General features: G+C 72.4%; 14 protein-coding genes. 7 read left to right on the forward strand and 7 right to left on the reverse strand.

The annotated features are described in order from the left end of the window. Positions 1-41 precede the first annotated feature (41 nt). The gene (locus tag ACH4XV_RS10410; RefSeq protein ID WP_395788289.1) at positions 42-446 is read left to right on the forward strand and encodes a DUF779 domain-containing protein; all 405 of its coding nucleotides are present in this window, start codon (positions 42-44) and stop codon (positions 444-446) included. A 747-nt stretch (positions 447-1,193) separates the two neighbouring features. Here the strand turns inward: ACH4XV_RS10410 and ACH4XV_RS10415 are convergent. Next, positions 1,194-2,447, reverse strand: a complete 1,254-nt coding sequence (locus ACH4XV_RS10415) for a prenyltransferase/squalene oxidase repeat-containing protein (RefSeq protein ID WP_395788291.1) — start codon at positions 2,445-2,447, stop codon at positions 1,194-1,196. A 165-nt stretch (positions 2,448-2,612) separates the two neighbouring features. After that, entirely contained in the window at positions 2,613-3,722 is a 1,110-nt protein-coding gene (locus ACH4XV_RS10420; RefSeq protein WP_395788293.1) for an MBL fold metallo-hydrolase, read from the reverse strand. 318 nt (positions 3,723-4,040) lie between these two features. Here ACH4XV_RS10420 and ACH4XV_RS10425 point away from each other — a divergent pair, with 318 nt between their 5' ends. Together ACH4XV_RS10425 and ACH4XV_RS10430 are read left to right on the forward strand one after the other, a co-directional pair. Further along, positions 4,041-5,504, forward strand: coding sequence for an aldehyde dehydrogenase (locus tag ACH4XV_RS10425; RefSeq protein WP_379995797.1), 1,464 nt, complete (start codon positions 4,041-4,043; stop codon positions 5,502-5,504). A 60-nt stretch (positions 5,505-5,564) separates the two neighbouring features. Next, positions 5,565-5,795 (forward strand): ferredoxin, encoded by a 231-nt coding sequence (locus ACH4XV_RS10430; RefSeq protein ID WP_395788295.1) that lies wholly within the window; start codon positions 5,565-5,567, stop codon positions 5,793-5,795. Positions 5,796-5,867: 72 nt separating this feature from the next. Here ACH4XV_RS10430 and ACH4XV_RS10435 read toward each other — a convergent pair whose 3' ends face one another. Continuing rightward, on the reverse strand, positions 5,868-6,473 hold the full coding sequence (locus ACH4XV_RS10435) for a TetR family transcriptional regulator (RefSeq protein WP_379995801.1): 606 nt from the start codon (positions 6,471-6,473) through the stop codon (positions 5,868-5,870). A 173-nt stretch (positions 6,474-6,646) separates the two neighbouring features. On the opposite strand from ACH4XV_RS10435, the gene ACH4XV_RS10440 reads away from it, so the two are divergent. From ACH4XV_RS10440 to ACH4XV_RS10455, 4 genes are all read left to right on the forward strand, one after another. Beyond that, on the forward strand, positions 6,647-8,080 hold the full coding sequence (locus ACH4XV_RS10440) for a glycosyltransferase family 4 protein (protein WP_395788298.1): 1,434 nt from the start codon (positions 6,647-6,649) through the stop codon (positions 8,078-8,080). A gap of 65 nt (positions 8,081-8,145) precedes the next feature. Next, positions 8,146-8,946, forward strand: coding sequence for a class I SAM-dependent methyltransferase (locus tag ACH4XV_RS10445; RefSeq protein ID WP_395788300.1), 801 nt, complete (start codon positions 8,146-8,148; stop codon positions 8,944-8,946). Then, positions 8,943-10,067, forward strand: coding sequence for a prenyltransferase (locus ACH4XV_RS10450; RefSeq protein ID WP_395788302.1), 1,125 nt, complete (start codon positions 8,943-8,945; stop codon positions 10,065-10,067). Before ACH4XV_RS10445 ends, ACH4XV_RS10450 begins: the two co-directional genes overlap by 4 nt. A 277-nt stretch (positions 10,068-10,344) precedes the next feature. Then, complete coding sequence (locus ACH4XV_RS10455; RefSeq protein ID WP_395788304.1) at positions 10,345-12,186, forward strand: serine/threonine-protein kinase; 1,842 nt, start codon at positions 10,345-10,347, stop codon at positions 12,184-12,186. A 34-nt stretch (positions 12,187-12,220) separates the two neighbouring features. On the opposite strand, the gene ACH4XV_RS10460 is transcribed toward ACH4XV_RS10455, so the two are convergent. The 4 genes from ACH4XV_RS10460 to ACH4XV_RS10475 all read right to left on the reverse strand — a co-directional run bounded on the left by ACH4XV_RS10460 (position 12,221) and on the right by ACH4XV_RS10475 (position 16,843). Then, positions 12,221-13,234, reverse strand: coding sequence for an LLM class F420-dependent oxidoreductase (locus tag ACH4XV_RS10460; protein ID WP_395788306.1), 1,014 nt, complete (start codon positions 13,232-13,234; stop codon positions 12,221-12,223). 255 nt (positions 13,235-13,489) lie between these two features. Then, the gene (locus ACH4XV_RS10465; protein ID WP_395788308.1) at positions 13,490-14,374 is read right to left on the reverse strand and encodes a hypothetical protein; all 885 of its coding nucleotides are present in this window, start codon (positions 14,372-14,374) and stop codon (positions 13,490-13,492) included. Positions 14,375-14,554: 180 nt separating this feature from the next. Then, positions 14,555-15,607: a hypothetical protein gene (locus tag ACH4XV_RS10470; RefSeq protein WP_395788310.1), complete on the reverse strand. Its 1,053-nt coding sequence runs from the start codon at positions 15,605-15,607 to the stop codon at positions 14,555-14,557. Between the two features lie 126 nt (positions 15,608-15,733). Beyond that, complete coding sequence (locus tag ACH4XV_RS10475; RefSeq protein ID WP_395788312.1) at positions 15,734-16,843, reverse strand: hypothetical protein; 1,110 nt, start codon at positions 16,841-16,843, stop codon at positions 15,734-15,736. Between the last annotated feature and the right edge of the window lie 212 nt (positions 16,844-17,055).

Raw genomic sequence — 17,055 nt, forward strand, 5'->3', positions numbered from 1 at the left:
GCGGCGGCGGTCGTGGCGGTCGCGGCGGAGGAGGTGCGGTGATGTCGGACGCGGAGGGTGGGGCGGTCGAGCGGGTCGCGATCACCGGGGCCGCAGCCGAGCTGGTGGGGGAACTGGCGGCGGAGCATGGGCCGTTGTTGTTTCACCAGTCCGGTGGGTGTTGTGACGGGTCGTCGCCGATGTGTTACCCGCGGGGGGAGTTCCTGGTCGGCGATGCGGATGTGTTGCTCGGATGGGTCGCCGGGCAGCCGTTTTACATGTCGGCGGCGCAGTTCGAGTATTGGCGGCACACCCATCTGACCGTGGACGTGGTTCGTGGGCGCGGTGGCGGGTTCTCGGTCGAGGCGCCCACGGGATGGCGGTTCCTGATTCGGTCTCGGGTCTTCAGCGATGAGGAGGCGCGGGTCGCGGGGGCGGAGGTGGTGTTGCCGGGCCTTCGGCATTGACGGGTGTTGTCGCTGAGGTGGCCTCGAACGCGCGGGCCGGGCGCGGCCGGGTTGCCTGGCCTTGGTCGGGGTGGCCTCAAGCGCGCGGGCCGGGCCGGGTTGCCTGGCCTTCGGCCGAGGCGGCCTCAAGCGCCGGCCGGGCTACTTGGCCTCAAGCGCCGGCCGGGCTGAGTGGCTTGGTCAGGCTGTGATGGGCTCATGGGCAGGTTGGGCGGGGTTGCCCGGCCTTTGGCCGAGGCGGCCTCAAGCGCCGGCCGGGCTACTTGGCCTCGGACGCCGGCCGGGCTGAGTGGCTTGGTCGGGTTGCTTGCCCCGGCCGCTTGAGTGGCCCTGGCCGGGCGGCTTGGCTCCCTGTTGGGTTGAGTGGCCCCCGGCCGGGCTGAGAGGCGCCCGATTCGGCTGAGTAGCCCGGTTGGGTGCTTGGGGTTCCAGCTGGGTTGAGTGGCCGGGTCGGGCCGTTTGGGTCCCCGCCGGCTTGAGTGGTTCTGGCCGGATTGCTTGGGTTCCAGCTGGGTTGAGTGGCCCTGGTCGGGTGGAGGGATGCCCGGCTGGGTTGAGTGGCGCGGTTGGGTGTGGGCTCCCGGCCGGGCTGGGTGGTCCTGGCTGGGCGGAGGGGTGTCCGGTCGGGGCCCGCTGGGCTGGGGTGGCTCGGGTGGGGTTGCTTGGGTGGGCTGGGTGGCGCTCCGGTCGGGGTGGGCAGCCGGAGGGAGTTGGTGTTGGCGTGCTGGTGAGTGGGGTGGGGCTTGGTCAGTCTTCTCGGCGGGTTCGGCGCATGCCGATGATCAGTGTGGCGGCCAGGAGGACTGCGATTACTGCGGCGAGGGTGTCGCGGAGGGTGTGGTCTTCCGGGCCGTTGATCAGGTTGCTCTGGTTGGCCATGTCGGCGGTGGGGGTCGGGGCCGGGCCGGTGTCTCGGAGGAGGCTTGGTAGGTCCAGGCCGCCGAATGTGGTTACGGTACGGCCCGTGGAGACGGCCGCCAGGATCAGGGAGGCCAGGCGGACCGGGTCGTTGCCGGCCATCGTCTTGGCGCCCGCCGCGAGCCAGTCGGCCGCCGCGCCCGCCTCTGCGGGGTGGCCCGTCGCGGCCAGGGCCTGGACGGCGGTCGTGGTGGCCGCGAAGTCGGTGGGGCCGCCGAGGTGGTTGCCGCCGGCCTTGAGCTTGGCGGCCAGCCACGCGGCGCCGGCCTGCGCGGCGGCCTGCCGGTTCGGCTCGGCCCCGGGACAGGTCAGCGGCGTGATCGCGATCGACGGGGCGGCCACGGCCGGCTGGGTGCCGTAGCCCAGGGCCAGCACGGCGCGCGCGGTCAGCAGCGGGTCGACCGGCGCACCCGGCCCACCGGCGAACGCCCCCCGGTCCGCGGCAGGTGCGTCGCACCGCAGCTGGGCCGCCCCGAGCGCGTCCGTCGGGGTGCGCCCCTGCGGCGTACGCAGCAGTTCCGGCGACGTGCCGGCCGTGACGATCGCGCTCGTCGCGGCGGCCGTCGCGGTCACGTCACCGACCGCGTTCGGCCCTGGCACACTCGCGAACGAGCCGTCGGCGAGCTGCTTCGACCGCAGCCAGTCCACCCCTCGCGCCACCCGGGTGTCATACGTCCGCAGCGCCCGCAACGCCTCGATCGCGGTCGCCGTCGCCACGGTGTCCTCCCGCGCGCCATCGCACGACACGGCCGGATCGGCCCGATACGCGGTGAACCCGCCGTCGGCGCACTGCTGCCCGAGCAGCCACTCGACCGCGCTCGGCGCCGGCTGCGTGTCGGTCGAGGCCAACGCCGTGATCGCCAACGACTGCCGGTACACGCCGTCCGTGGTCGGGTCGGTCTTCCCGTACAGCGCGAGCGGCACCGGACCGCCCTGGGCCTTGGCCGTCGTGGTGTACCCGACCGCGGACACCGGCGTCGGCGTGTCGGCCGAGGCCACGCCCCCCGTCCAAGCCGAGCACAACAGCGCCGTCGTGAGCACGGAGGCCGCCGCGGCGCGCCTGCGGCGTCGGGGGGAGGGCATGCATGGCCTTTCGTGAACGCCGATCGGAGCGAAGCGGATCCGATCGGATCGGACCTCGGTTCGGACCGCGGCACCGACCGCGGACCGGACTCGCCGACAGGCCCTTCGACAGGCCCGCCGCAAGTCCCGGCCAACCCTACCCGGGTGCCCCCTCGGCCCCGGGAGTCACAGGGCCGTATACCGCACCGGGTCGCCCTGCGCCTCGGCCGCGGCGCGGCCCCGTTTGACCAGGTGGCGCAGGTGCGCGGCGGCCTCACTGAGCGCCAACTGCCGGTTCTGCGCGCCCAACCGCGCCCACGGGCGGTTCCAGTCCATGCCCTCGGCGATCTGCCACAGGGTCAGCGAGCGCTCGCGCAGCCGCGCGTGCAGCGCCGCGAGCCGTACCTCGTGCAAGCGGGCCACCTCGGCCGCCCGGCCCGCCGCGTCCGTGAAGACGTGCTCGTGGGCGGGCAGTACGCCGGTGATCGGCAGCCGCGCGACACGTGTCAGCGAGGCGAGGAAGTCGCCGAGCGGATCGGCCTCCTCGGCGTCGTCGTAGAGCCCGATGTGCGGGGTGATCGACGGCAGCAGGTGATCGCCCGAGAGCAGCCGCCCGTCGCCGTCCTCCAGGTGCAGGCAGACATGGCCGGGAGTGTGTCCTGGCGTCCACACGGTACGCACCGCCCGCCCCGGCGCGGGCGCGAGTTCGCCGTGCACCAACTCCCGGTCGGGCACCGCGTAGCGCAGGCGCGGCCTCGTGCCGTCGTTCGCGCTCCGGGTCCGCAGCGCGGTCAGCGCGTCGATGGCCTCCTGCGGCGCGCCCGCGAGGGTCAGCACCTCCAGGTGGTGCCGCAACCAGGCCGCGCGCGGGGCGGCGTTGATCTGCTCGACCTGTTGCGCGTCGGCCGCGTGCAGCGCGATCCACGCGCCGGAGACCTCGCGCACCTTCTCCGACAACCCGTGGTGATCCGGGTGGGCGTGGGTGACCAGAACGCCGTGTACGTCCTCGATCGAGGTCCCGACCTCGACCAGGCCGTCGACGAGGGCGCGGTAGGAGATCGGGTCGTCCCAGCCCGCGTCGACCAGGACCGGCCCGGCGTCGGTTTCGAGCACGTAGACGAGCGTGCAGCCGAGCGGATTGTTCGGGATCGGAACCGGAACGGTCCACACACCGTTGCCCAGATCGGCGACGGTGGGCGCATCGGCGCCGGCGGCGGGCGACGAAGCTCCCACCGCCGACCCGGCGGCATCGGCATTCGGCACGGGAGGAATGGGGCGATCGGACGCGGTGGTCATGGGCGGCCTCCTTCTCGACGGTTCTCGAAGCGGCGCCCAACGGCCGCCGGATGGGAATCCGGCTCCGATGATCACCATAGAACACGTTCTCTCATACACCACCGGGCCGGTGATTTGAGGGGTCGTCAGATCGAGATCCGGCACGTACGATCCTTACCTGTCAGCCAGTGAGACTCCAGTCTCATTCGAGCCGTGAATCCGTTGTTCCCTCATCGGCGAACTGGTATCTGTTCTAGTCGGAGTTCCGCTCAACGTCCGCAAGCCCCACCCGCAAGCCCCTGTACCGCGCGCAGCGTGTGCGCACCGAGGAGGACCGTGATGACGGATATCGTGGAGCACAGCCAACTGGTCATCGGCGGACAGCTGGTCGACCCGCTGGGCACGGACACGATCGAGGTCGTCTCGCCGCACACCGAAGAGGTCATCGCGCGCGTTCCCCACGCGTCGACCGCCGACGTGGACGCCGCGGTCGCCGCCGCGCGCAAGGCCTTCGAAGAGGGCCCGTGGCCGCGGATGTCCCTGGACGAGCGCATCACCATCCTGGAGAAGATCCGCGACGGCTTCATGACGCGGTCGCAGGAACTCGCCGAGGTGGTCGCCTCGCAGAACGGCTCGCCGGTCGGTTGGGGCCTGTTCGCGCAGGCCATCGGCGCCGGGATGATCTACGACACCGTCGCCAAGATCGCCCGCGAGTACCGGTGGGAGGAGAAGCGCACCGGCCTGCTCAACCCGCTGCTCGTGCGCCGCGAGCCGGTCGGCGTGGTGGCCGCCGTGGTGCCGTGGAACGTCCCGCAGTTCGTCACCGCCGCCAAGCTCGCGCCGGCCATCGCGTCCGGCTGTACCGTCGTGCTCAAGCCGTCGCCCGAGACGCCGCTCGACTCGTACATCCTGGCCGAGATCTGCCGGGACGCGGGCCTGCCCGACGGCGTGCTGAGCATCGTCGCCGCGGACCGCGAGGTCAGCGAGTACCTGGTCGGCCACCCCGGCATCGACAAGGTCGCGTTCACCGGCTCGGTCGGCGCGGGCAAGCGGATCATGGAGGTCGCCGCGCGCAACCTCACCCGGGTCACCCTGGAGCTGGGCGGCAAGTCGGCGGCGATCATCCTGCCTGACGCCGACCTGGAGCACACCGCGACCACGCTGCTGCCGAACTCGTACATGAACAACGGCCAGGCGTGCGTGGCGCAGACCCGGATCCTGGCCCCGCGCGCCCGCTACGACGAGATCGCCGAGCGCTTCGCCGCGTGGGTCGGCGAACTCAAGGTCGGCGACCCGATGGCCGCCGACACCCAGGTCGGCCCGCTGGTGGCCAAGCGCCAGCAGCAGCGCTCGTTCGACTACATCCGCATCGGCCAGGAGGAGGGCGCCAAGATCCTCGCCGGCGGCGGTCGTCCCGAGGCGCAGGAGAAGGGCTGGTACGTCGAACCCACCCTGTTCGGCGACGTGGACAACTCGATGCGGATCGCCCAGGAGGAGATCTTCGGCCCGGTCGTGGCGCTGATCGCCTACGACGACGAGGAGCAGGCGATCGCCCTCGCGAACGATTCGGACTTCGGCCTGTCGGGCAGCGTCTGGACGACGGACATCGAGAAGGGGATCGACGTGGCCCGGCGGATCCGGACCGGTACGTACTCGGTGAACACGTTCGGCCTGGACTTCTTCGGCCCGTTCGGCGGCTACAAGAACTCGGGCATCGGCCGTGAGTTCGGGATCGAGGGGCTCGACGCGTACACCGAGGCCAAGTCCATCGCGCTGCCCGCGGGTTACGACGCGCAGATCTGACCGTCGCGGCCGCGGGTCGCGTGCGGGCGGACGCAGGAGTCGAGCGAAAGAGGAGTACTGATGGGTGATCGCTGGCGGGTCGAGGTCGACCGGAGCGTATGCATCGGGTCGGGCATGTGCATCGGCAGCGCGCCGAACGACTTCAAGCTGGACGCGGGTCGGCAGTCGCACCCGACGACGGGGGAGACGGACGCCTCGGACGCGATCCTGGAGGCGGCCGAGAGCTGCCCGGTCGAGGCCATCTCGATCGTGGACGCGGCCTCCGGCGCGACCGTGTTCCCCCCGGACTAGGTCCTGGCGCGAGTGCTCCGGCCGGGCCGAAGCGGGCCCGGCCGGGTGCCCTCGCGGGAGGGGCGGGGAGCCTCAGTCCTCCGGGATCAGCCGGCAGACGGTTTCGATGTCGGTGCGGACCTGAGCGATCGAGGCGCGGCCGTTGAGCCAGGCGATCAGGGACGAGTGCCACGTGTGGGTGATCACCCGGATCACCGCCAACTCCTCCGTGGTCGGTTCGCTCGGCGGCTCGTCGCCGCTGATCGCCTCCAGGATCATCGAGGTGGTCTCCCGGCTGACCGTGTCCACCTCGGCGCCGACCGAGCGGTCGGCGAACTGGAGCGCCCGCATCATCGCCTCGGTCAGGTGCGGCTCGCGCTGCATCCCCTTGAACGCCCGGAGCAGGGTGTCCACCACCCGCTCACGCGCGCCGACGCTCTTCGGCGGGCGGCGGCGCAGCTGGCTGTGCAGCTGATCCAGCTGGTCGTACATGGTGGCCACCAGCAGATGCACCTTGGACGGGAAGTAGCGGTACAGCGTGCCGAGCGCCACCTCGGACAGCTCCGCGACCTCGCGCATCTGTACCGATTCGTAACCGCCTCGGGCGGCCAGTTGTGTGGTCGCGCGCAGGATGCGGCGGCGGCGTGCCTCCTGGCGCTCGGTCAGCGGCGCCCGGTCGGCCTTCGTATACGTCGTCATGTCAGCCTCTCGATGCGCGGCGGTCCGCCGGGCGGTGTGTTACGGGTCACGCGGTGCACGTCGCAGTGGGTACCCGGCGGTATCTTGGCTGCTCTCCGACGGGCACATACTGAAACCTGTTCTAGATTACGCGACTACTATGCTCCGACGAGGGCAGCGATAGGGGGCCATTCGTGACACGGGAGACCGCATCCGCTGTGAACGCCCAGGTGGGCCCGGCGCGGACCTCCCCGGAGCGACCCCTGCGAATCGCCCTGCTGGCGTATCGGGGCGACCCGTACTGCGGCGGACAGGGAGTTTACGTCCGCCACCTCTCCCGCGAACTCACCAGGCTCGGACACGAGGTCGAGGTGATCTCCGGCCCGCCGTACGCGGTCGTGGACGAGGGCGTGAAGCTGACCACGCTGCCCAGCCTGGACCTGTATCGCGAACCGGATCCGTTCCGGATGCCCAAGCTGCGTGAATATCGCGACTGGATCGACGTGCTCGAGGTCGGCGGCATGCTGACCGCGGGCTTTCCCGAGCCGCTGACCTTCTCGCTGCGTGCGTGGCGCCACCTCGCGGCCCGGCGCGGCGAGTTCGACGTCGTGCACGACAACCAGACGCTGGGCTACGGGCAACTCGCGCTGCCCCGGCTCGGGTTCCCGCTGGTCACCACGATCCACCACCCGATCACCGTGGACCGCGCGCTGGAGATCGGCGAGGCCACGACGTTGCGGCGCAAGGCCACGCTGCACCGCTGGTACGGGTTCACCACCATGCAGAAGCGGGTCTCCGCGCGGCTGACCGAGGTGGTCACCGTATCCGGCTCGTCCAAGGCCGAGATCGTCGACCACCTGGGCGTCTCGCCCAGTCGGGTCACCGTGGTGCCGGTGGGCGCCGACACCGACCGGTTCGCGCCGGATCCCTCGGTGGCCAAGGTGCCCGGACGGATCGTGACCACGGCGAGCGCGGATGTGCCGCTCAAGGGCCTGATCCACCTGGTCGAGGCGCTGGCCAAGCTGCGCGTCGAGCACGACCGGGTCGAACTCGTGGTGGTCGGTCGGCCCAAGGGCGACGGTCCCGTGTTGCGCGCGATCGAGCGGCTGGGGCTGGGCTCGGCGATCCGCTTCGTGTCCGAACTCACCGACGACGAGCTGGTCGACCTGATCCGCAGCGCCGAGATCGCCTGCGTGCCGTCGCTCTACGAGGGCTTCTCGCTGCCCGCCGCCGAGGCGATGGCGTGCGGCACGGCGCTGGTGGCGAGTACGGGCGGGGCGATCCCGGAGGTCGCCGGGCCGGACGGGGTGACCTGCCTGGCGGTGCCGCCGGGCGACCCGGAGGCACTGCGCGCGGCCCTGGGCCGACTGCTCGACGACCCCGAACTGCGGGCCCGGCTGGCCGAGGCGGGCCGCGCCCGGGTGCTCGAACGGTTCACCTGGCGCAATACGGCGGTGCGTACCGTGGAGCGGTATCGGGCCGCGCTCGCGGCCGGCCCGACCGTGCCGAGCACGGCCGGTGCGGGGCGACGCGGGTTGACCGAGAGAGCGAGCGACGTGCTGCTCGGCCGGTCGCCGTTCGGGCGGGTGTCGTCCGCGAAGCCCGCCGTCGGATCCCGAAACAGCTGACCCCAGCCCATCCTCGCCGGGCGCCCCCGCAACCGGTTCGCGCACTACGAGACGGAGTCGCCGACTTGCTCACCGTGGATTTCTCCCGCTTTCCGCTGGCCCCCGGGGATCGGGTCCTGGACATGGGTTGTGGCGGTGGCCGGCACGCCTTCGAGGCATACCGGCGCGGCGCCGACGTGGTCGCGCTGGATCAGAACGCGAAGGACATCGCCGAGGTCGACGCGATGTTCGCCTCGATGCGGGCGGCCGGCGAGGTCCCGGCCGGGGCGCGCGCCGAGGCGATGGTCGGTGACGCGCTGGCGCTGCCCTTCCCGGACGCGAGCTTCGACCGGGTGATCATCTCCGAGGTGCTGGAGCACATCCCGGACGACAAGGGCGTGCTGGGCGAGCTGTTCCGGGTGCTCAAGCCGGGCGGGCTGGCCGCGATGACGGTGCCGCGCTACGGGCCGGAGAAGATCTGCTGGGCGCTGTCCGACGCGTATCACGAGGTCGAGGGCGGGCACATCCGGATCTACAAGGGCGACGAGTTCGCGGCCCGGATCCGAGAGTCGGGACTGCGGCCGTACGGGACGCACCACACGCACGCGCTGCACTCGCCGTACTGGTGGATCAAGTGCGCTGTCGGCGTGGACAACGACAAGGCGCTGCCGGTCCGGGCGTGGCACAAGCTCCTGGTCTGGGACATCATGAAGCGCCCGCTGGCCACGCGGCTCGCGGAGAAGGCGCTGGATCCGCTGATCGGGAAGAGCCTGGTGGTCTACGCGACCAAGCCGCGGCCGACGGGGGAGACGGACACCGGAGCCGGGGTCGCGGGGGCCGCACGGGCCGCCGGTCCCGACGGGACGCTCGACGGGGCGGGCGCATGAGCCTCGCCCGGCCCGGATCCGAGCCGGCGCTCGAACTGCTGGCGCTGGAAGGCGTGCTGACCGTCGATCAGGTCGCCGCGACGATCGACGGCATCGCCGCGGTACAGCGGCCCGACGGGTCGATCCCGTGGTTCGTCGGCGGACACCTCGACCCGTGGGACCACACCGAGGCCGCGATGGCGCTCGACGTGGCCGGCCGGCACGACGAGGCCGAGCGGGCCTATCGCTGGCTGGCGAGCCGCCAGGAGCCCGACGGCTCGTGGTACGCGGCGTACGTGGACGGCGAGGTGACCGACCGCAACAAGGAGGCCAACTTCACCGCCTACCTCGCGGTCGGCCTGTGGCACCACCATCTGCTGACCGGGGACGAGGAGTTCCTGGTCCGGATGTGGCCGAAGCTGCGCGCGGCGATGGGCTTCATCCTCGAACTCCAGGCCCCCGGCGGCGAGATCCGCTGGAAGCGGGACGAACACGGCGTGCCGGTGCCGGACGCGCTGCTCACCGGGTCGGCGAGCATGTACCAGGCGCTGCGCTGCGCGCTGGCCATCGCGGAACACCTCGGCGAGCCGCAGCCCGACTGGGAGTTGGCGGCGGGTCGACTGGGCCACGCGGTGCTCTCGCACCCGGAGCGGTTCCTGGACAAGAGCCGCTACTCGATGGACTGGTACTACCCGATCCTGGGCACCGCGCTGCGCGGGCCGGCCGCGGACGAGCGGATCAAGGACGGGTGGGACACCTTCGTGGTACCGGACCTGGGCGTGCGGTGCGTCTCGGACCGGCCGTGGGTGACCGGCGCGGAGAGTTGTGAACTGGCCATCGCGCTGTGGGCGTTGGGCGAGAGCGACCGGGCGGTGGAGATCGTCTCGTGGATCCAGCGGCTGCGCCACGAGGACGGCCTGTACTGGACCGGCTACGTCTTCGAGGACGACGCGATCTGGCCGGTGGAACGCACGGCCTGGACGGCGGGCGCGATGATCCTGGCCACGGCGGCACTCGGCGGCGAACCGGCAACGACGGCGGTCTTCGGCGGCACCCCCACGGCCTACGAGGGCGACGGCCTGCCGGTGGGCTTGGACCCGGCACAGGTGCGGTGCGGGTCGGATATCTGCGTGAGGGGCTGAGGGGCGGGCGGGAGGGCGTCCCGCCCGGCTTGCCTTGCGACTCCGGCGCCTTGCCCCGCTCACCCTGCGACTTCGGCGCACCGCCCCGACCCCGGCCTCCCGCCTCGCTCACCTCGCGAGTCCGGCGCCCCGCCCTGCTCGGCCCGCCCCCGCCCGCCGCGATTGCGGGCTCGATGCCGGTTCGCCGTTCGTCTGCGTGTGGCCGTGGTCTTGGGGGGTGGGGGACGGCAATAGGGTTTGGGCAGGGGGATTGGGTTGTTTGGGTGGCGAGGTGGGTATGGCGGCTGGGTTGGAGCCTGGGGATCGAATAGGGCCCTACACGGTGGTGGGGCTGCTGGGGGTCGGTAGTCCCGGCTGGGTGTATCTGGCGCGGACCGGTGCCGGGCGGCCGATGGCCGTGCGGATGTTGTACGGCGAGCAGCAGGGGATCAAGCGCGCGCAGAAGGTGCGCGGGCCCGGTGTGATCGAGGTGATCGGCAGCGGCGGGGCGGCCCGCAATCCGTGGGTGGCCTCGGTGTACGTGCCGGCGCCTTCGCTCGCCGACCTGGTGATCTCGTGTGGGCCGCTGACGCCCGACGCGGTGCGCTGGCTCGCGGCCGGGATCGCCGAGGGGCTGGTGACGATCCATCAGGCGTCGCTGGTCCACGGTGACCTGCGGCCCGCGCAGATCGTGGTGGCCTCCGACGGGCCGAGGGTGACCGGATTCGGGATCACCGGCGCGGGCCCGGATGCTCCGCTCGCCGCGCCCGGCTACCTCGCGCCCGAGCAGGCGCGAGGGGAGGAGCCGGTGCCGGCCTCCGACATCTACGCGCTCGGCGGGCTGCTGTGTTTCGCGGCGACCGGACATCCTCCGCACTCCGGTGTGGGGGAGGCGGCGATTCGGCGGAGCGTGGCGACCGGTGAGCCCGAACTGGCCGATGTACCGGCCGAGGTCGCCGACCTGATCCGGTCCTGCCTGGTGCGTGATCCCAAGGCCCGGCCCACGGCGCGGGAGCTGCTGGACGGGGCGGCCGGGGCGGTGACGGCTCGGGAGGGGGCCTACGGGGCTGCCTCGTGGCTCCCGGGCGCCGCCCTGGAGTTGATCGACGCATACCATCGCCGCGGTCGCCTGGTCGGCGACCCGCCGACCGTGCCCCTCGCGGACCGCCTCGGACCGGCCAAGCCGGTCGACAAGGACGAGCCGGACGAGCCCGTCGACTCGGCCGTGGCCGATGCCGGGTCGATCCCGGACCCGGCGGAACCGCGACGATCGGACGAGGCCGGATCGGACCCGAAGGCCGCCGCATCGACCCCGGCGAAGCCGGCCGATCCCGATCCCGATCCCGATCCCGCACCCCAACCCGCACCCGCACCCGACGGCACCGGCGCCCCCGAGACCACCGAGACGATGCAACTCGCCAAGATCGTCCAGGCGATGGTGCCGCGCATCGACGACAGCGACGATCGGCAGGACCCCTACGACCTGCCCGAGCCGGCCGAGGTGCACGAGGGTGGCGGGGCCAGTTGGGTACTGGTGGCCGCGCTCGTGGTGATCGCGCTCGTGGGCGGGGTGCTGGCCGGGGTCGCCTACGAGCGGGGCCGCGAGGACCGGGAGCGCGGAGCGATGGACCCCGCCGGGGTGCCGACCGCCGGCGCCTCCGGCGATCCGGTCGCGGCGTTCGTGGCCTCGGTACAGGTCGGCGCCTGCGTGGACTTCGCCGGCGACGGCTCGCCGACCTGGCGGCCCGCCGGGCCGCGCACGCTGCCCTGTGAGGATCCGGCGGCGCGGCAGCGGGTGCTGGCCCGCACCTCGGCCGCCGGCGGCACGGCGGACTGCATGAGCACCGACGGGCGCAGCCGGTGGCCGATCGCGCCCGGGCAGCCCGCGCTGTGCCTGGAGCGGATCTTCCGACCCGGCGAGTGTGTGCCGGCGGAGGTGCGCGACGGGCGCCAGTGGGCCTTCCTGGCCGCGCTCGTACCGTGCCAGGGCGCCTTCCAACGCGACGGCCAGGGCCGGTTGCGCATCGACGAGATCCATCCGATGCCCTCGTCCGCCGGCCCCACCTGCCCGGCCCGGTCCCCGGTCTACTATCCGCTGCCCTCCCGGGGACAGGAACTGTGCATGTCGACGGTGACCTAGACCGGGGACGCCGCCCGGCCCGCGCGGCCTCGGGTCAGGACGCGAGGTCGGCCAGCAGGCGCAGGGCCTCCGGGTCCCGCGTGGTGACGATCATGTCGGTGACGTGCGGGTCGGCGGCCCACGCGGCGAAACGTTCGCGGATCCGGTCCGCCGGGCCGACGAGCGCGATCTCGTCGACGAAGGCGCTCGGTACCGCGGCGATCGCCTCGTCGCGCCTGCCGGCCGCGAACAACTCCTGGATCCGGTCCGCCTCCTCGGCATAGCCGAACCGGCGCATCAGGTCCGCGTGGAAGTTCTTGTTCTTCGCGCCCATCCCGCCGACGTAGAAGCCCATCGCCGCCTTGATCGGGAACATCGCCCGCTCGACGTCGTCGCCGAGTGCCACCTGCACCATCGGCGCGATCCGAAAGCCCGCCGGCTTGTCCCGCAGCGCATCCGCGTACACCTCGGGACGGGTCGGCGCCCAGTGCAGCGGCAGCCAACCGTCCGCGATTCGTGTCGTCAGATGTACGTTCTTCGGCCCCTCGGCGCCGAGGAAGATCGGCAGGTCCGCGCGCAGCGGGTGGGTGATCGACTTGAGCGGCTTGCCGAGCCCGCTGCCGTCCTCGCCCGCATACGGGTGCTGCGCGTAGCGGCCCTCGGCCACCACCGGCCCCTCGCGGCGCAGCACCTGGCGGATCACGTCCACGTATTCGCGGGTGAAGGTCAGCGGGCTCTTGGGGAACGGCCGCCCGTACCAGCCCTCGACCACCTGCGGCCCGGAGAGCCCGAGGCCGAGGATCATCCGCCCGCCGGACAGGTGGTCCAGGGTCAACGCGTGCATCGCGGTCGCGGTGGGGGTGCGGGCGGTCATCTGGGTGACGGCGGTACCCAGGGCGATCCGCGAGGTGTTGGCCGCGATCCAGGTCAGCGGGGTGAACACGTCCGAGCCCCACGACTCGGCGGTCCAGACCGAGTCGAAGCCGAGGCGTTCGGCCTCGCGCGCCGTCTCGACGAAGTCGGCGGACGGGCCTCGGCCCCAGTATCCGAACGTCAGACCCAGCCTCATGGCGGTACCTCCATGTTTGCCCACGTTTGCCCGAAGTCGTACGGAATCGCGCGGCGTGGCGTGCCGCGGCGCGGTGAATCGCCTCCGCAGACTAGAACACGTTTTACTTTTCGGGGAGGCCGCCTCCCCCGGGCGACCCGGACAGGGCCTAGCCGCCCCCGGACAGGCGAAAGGGCGCCGTCCGAAGTGGACGACGCCCCTGCCTGTATCTGTTCGCGGGGTCTCGGTATTACCGGTTCCTCGGGAGCACCGGTGTCACGAGCGCTGGATGCCCATCGTGTTCTGGAGCACGCCGCGCACGTTGTCGACCTCGACGAGCAGGCCGTTCGGGTGCTCGGCCACCGCCAGGTACCAGACGCCCGTGTTCAGCACGCCCTTCTCCTGGTTGGTGTGCTCGTCCAGCATCGGGCGCGAGTCCGGCACCGAGAACCAGAAGGGCTGGAACGGCGCACCGCCCGGGGCGGGCTGCTGCCCACCGCCGGGGCCCTGCGGGCCCGGGGCGCCGAAGCCGCCCTGCGGTCCCTGGGGACCCTGCGGCGCCGGGCCGCCGAAGCCGCCCTGCTGCGGGGCGCCGCCGTACGGCTGCTGACCCTGGGGGCCCTGCGGGCCGCCGTAGGGCGCGCCGCCGAACTGCTGCTGACCCTGCGGGGCGCCGTACTGGCCGGGCTGACCCGCGCCCGCGCCCGGACCGCCCGCGCCGAGCAGCGGCGCCTGGAGGGCCGGCACCACGCTGGTGGCGATCAGGGCGCCGCTGAGCACGAGGACCAGCAACACGATGAGGATGCCGCCGGCCTTCATCTCCAGGCCGTCGGAGGCGCGGCCGATCGACCACAGGGCGTTGATCGGCGAGACCACCGCGAGCGGCAGGGCCCACTGACGAGCGGTCAGGCCGAGGATCTGCTTGTCCCGCAGCTGCGGAAGCAGCCCGCCGAGGATGAACAGCGCACCCGCGATGATCGGGGTCAGCACGCACGCGAAGATGACCGGTGCCATGGTGCCCGACCAGGCGCTCCAAGAGCCGTCGAAGCCCCGGGGAACCTCGCCCTTGACACCGATGTAGTCGAAGAACGAGAAAATGAAGATGAGCACGGCGGCGACCCCGATGACCGCGTCGCCACGCGAGAGCTTTCTGACGTCCACTGAATACTCCTCCCGAGGGGGATGGGCGCCGACAGCGTACGGGGGCGACCCAAGTCGTGCCACCGACATCGCCCCCGCGCGTCCTCGGTGCATTGGTCCGGGGACACTGTGCCAGACGGGGGAACGATCTGTACCCCGACCCCATACGACACACCGTATGGGGGCATTTTCCGCGGATGTCTATTCGCCGCGCTGAATACCCGTCAGGTCGGTCAACACGCCCTGAACGCCGTCGATATCGATGACGATGCCGCCGTCGCGCACGCCCACCGCGAGGTACCAGACCCCGGGGTGCAGCGTGGCCGGAGCGTCGCCGGAGACGTCGAGCGGCCGCAGCGTGCGCGGTTCGGGCACGGCCAGCCAGTACTGTTCGAACGTGCCCGGATCGCCGGAATCCGCCGCCGAGTCCCGGGCGTCCCCGCCCGTGGCGGCCGGCACCCGGTCGGCGCCGATCGACGGATTCGCCGCCGAATCGTCCGACTTGAGCAGCAGCACCGGAGGTTGCACCGCGGGCGGCTGCATCGCCGGGGGCTGCATCGGCGGGGTCTGCGGCGGGGGAGTGTTGCCCGACGGGCCGTACACGGGCGGCGCGACCGGAGGCGGCACCGGGAAGCCGCCGGTTCCGGGCGGACCGGGCGGATAGCCGCCGGGCGCGCCGGGGAAGCCGCCGCCGGGGTAGCCGGGCCAGCCGGCCTCGCGCGGGCGCACCAGCGGCACGTTCAGCCCGCCGATCCGGTCCACGGTGAGCAGCAATACGGCCTGCAACACGGCGAACCCGGCCAGCCCCCACGCGCCATAGCCGTGCGCGGCGTCCACGGTCGCCTGCGAGTCGCCGCCCGCGCGGGCGATCCGCTGCGCGGTGCGGGCCAGCTTGTCGTAGCCGCCGTCCGCGCCCAGCACGGCCCACACCGCGCTCCACGCCGACGCCACGCCGAGCACGACGCCCCACTGCCGCAGGGCGACCCCGGCGAACTGGATCTCGGTCGGCGGCGAGCCGGGACGGAAGGTGTACCGGCCGATCAGCAGCAGCACCAGCGAGATCGAGGACAGCAGCACGACGGCGGGCGCGAGCGGTGTGAAGTCGCCGATCCACGCCGAGTAGTGGGTGGTGCCCTCGGTCAGATCTCTGCCCTTGGCGGTCACCGTGTACCAGGGGAGAAACGAGAAGACCAGAACTCCGATCGCCGCCACCGCGACGATCAGATCACCTCGGGTGACGCCTTTGCGTGGCATCGTGCTCCTCCCTGACGGGGCTTTCGTACTGCGTGGACATGCGCGTGTCGCGACGGACCGCAGCCGTCGCGCCGCGGCCCGGTGCCGGTACGGTCGCCCGCACCGGCACCGCGGCCTGACATACCGTCATTCTCCGCGTTGGATTCCGGAGACGTCGCTCAGGACCCCGCGGACGCCGTCGGCCTCGACCAGGACGCCGCCCGGGTGGGGGGCGACGGCGAGGTACCACTGGCCGGTCCGCAGCGTGGCCACCGGCTCCTTGGACAGGCCCTCGGTGGGGGCCAGCGGTCGGGCCTCGGGCACGGCGAACCAGAACTGGGCGAACTCCGGCGGCTGCGGGCCGGTCTCGGCGGCGGCCGGCTGTGCGCCGGTGCCGGACTCGACGGCGCCCGGTGCGGCGGCGCCCGGAGCGGCGGGTGCGCCCGGCGCGGTGGTGCCGGGCGCGGCCTCGGGAACGGCGGCGGTCGACCCGGAGGGGGTCGGCGGCGGCATGTGCGCGGGGACACCGGCCATCGGCGCGGCGGCGGTGCCCACCCCCGTCGCCGGGTAGCCGGGCGGCGCGGGATAGCCGCCGGTGGCGTTCGGCAGCGGGTAGCCCGTGTTCGGGTCGATCGCCATCGGCAGGCCGGTGTTCGGGTCCAGCGGGGCCGGATAGCCGCCGGTGGCGTTCGGCGGGTAGCCCCACGGCTGCTGCGGGACCGGGCTGAACAGCGGTGACGCCAGGCTGGGGATGCGGTCGCCGATGATCAGGAACAGCGCCGCGACCAGTCCGGCCACCATCATCAGCCAGGCGAAGACGGTGGGTCCGGAATCGACCGTGAAGCGGGACGGGGCCGAGCCCTCGACGAGGTCGCCGATCATGCCGCCCGCCCCGAACGGGGCGAAGAAACCGCTGATCGCGCCGGAGACGCCGAACGCGATCGCCCACTGGCGCGGGGCCAGACCCAGGGCCGGCTTGTCCGGCTGCGCGGTGAACCGGCCGATGACCATGAGCAGCACGGCCAGCAGCGGCACCAGGACGACGGCCGGCATCAGCGGGTAGAAGTCGACCGTCCAGGCGTTCCAACTCTTGGACTCGCTGCGGCCGCCGCCGAGCAGGTCCCCGTCGTCGCTGATGTTGCTGCTGCCGTGGGAGGTGGCGCTGACTTCGTAGTATTTGAAGAACGAGAAGATGAAGATCAGGACGATCGCGAGAATGACGATCGCATCGCCCCTCGTGATCCCTTTCCGGTTCAACGTTGCTCCTTTGGCGATACGGAGGGGGACGTGACGCCGACGGCGCGGGGTGCGCCGAACGACGTGCGGTGCGTGGGCGGCTCGCGCCGGGCCCGATCGTGCGGCTCGCGGTGGTCCGTGTCCCGACCGGGAACCGTCCGGCGGTGCCCGGCACGCGTGGACGTCGCGAACCCGGGAGCGTCACCGCCGCGCACGTGCGTCGGGACGATCGC

The sequence above is a fragment of the Embleya sp. NPDC020630 genome (assembly GCF_044334985.1).
Lineage (GTDB): Bacteria > Actinomycetota > Actinomycetes > Streptomycetales > Streptomycetaceae > Embleya.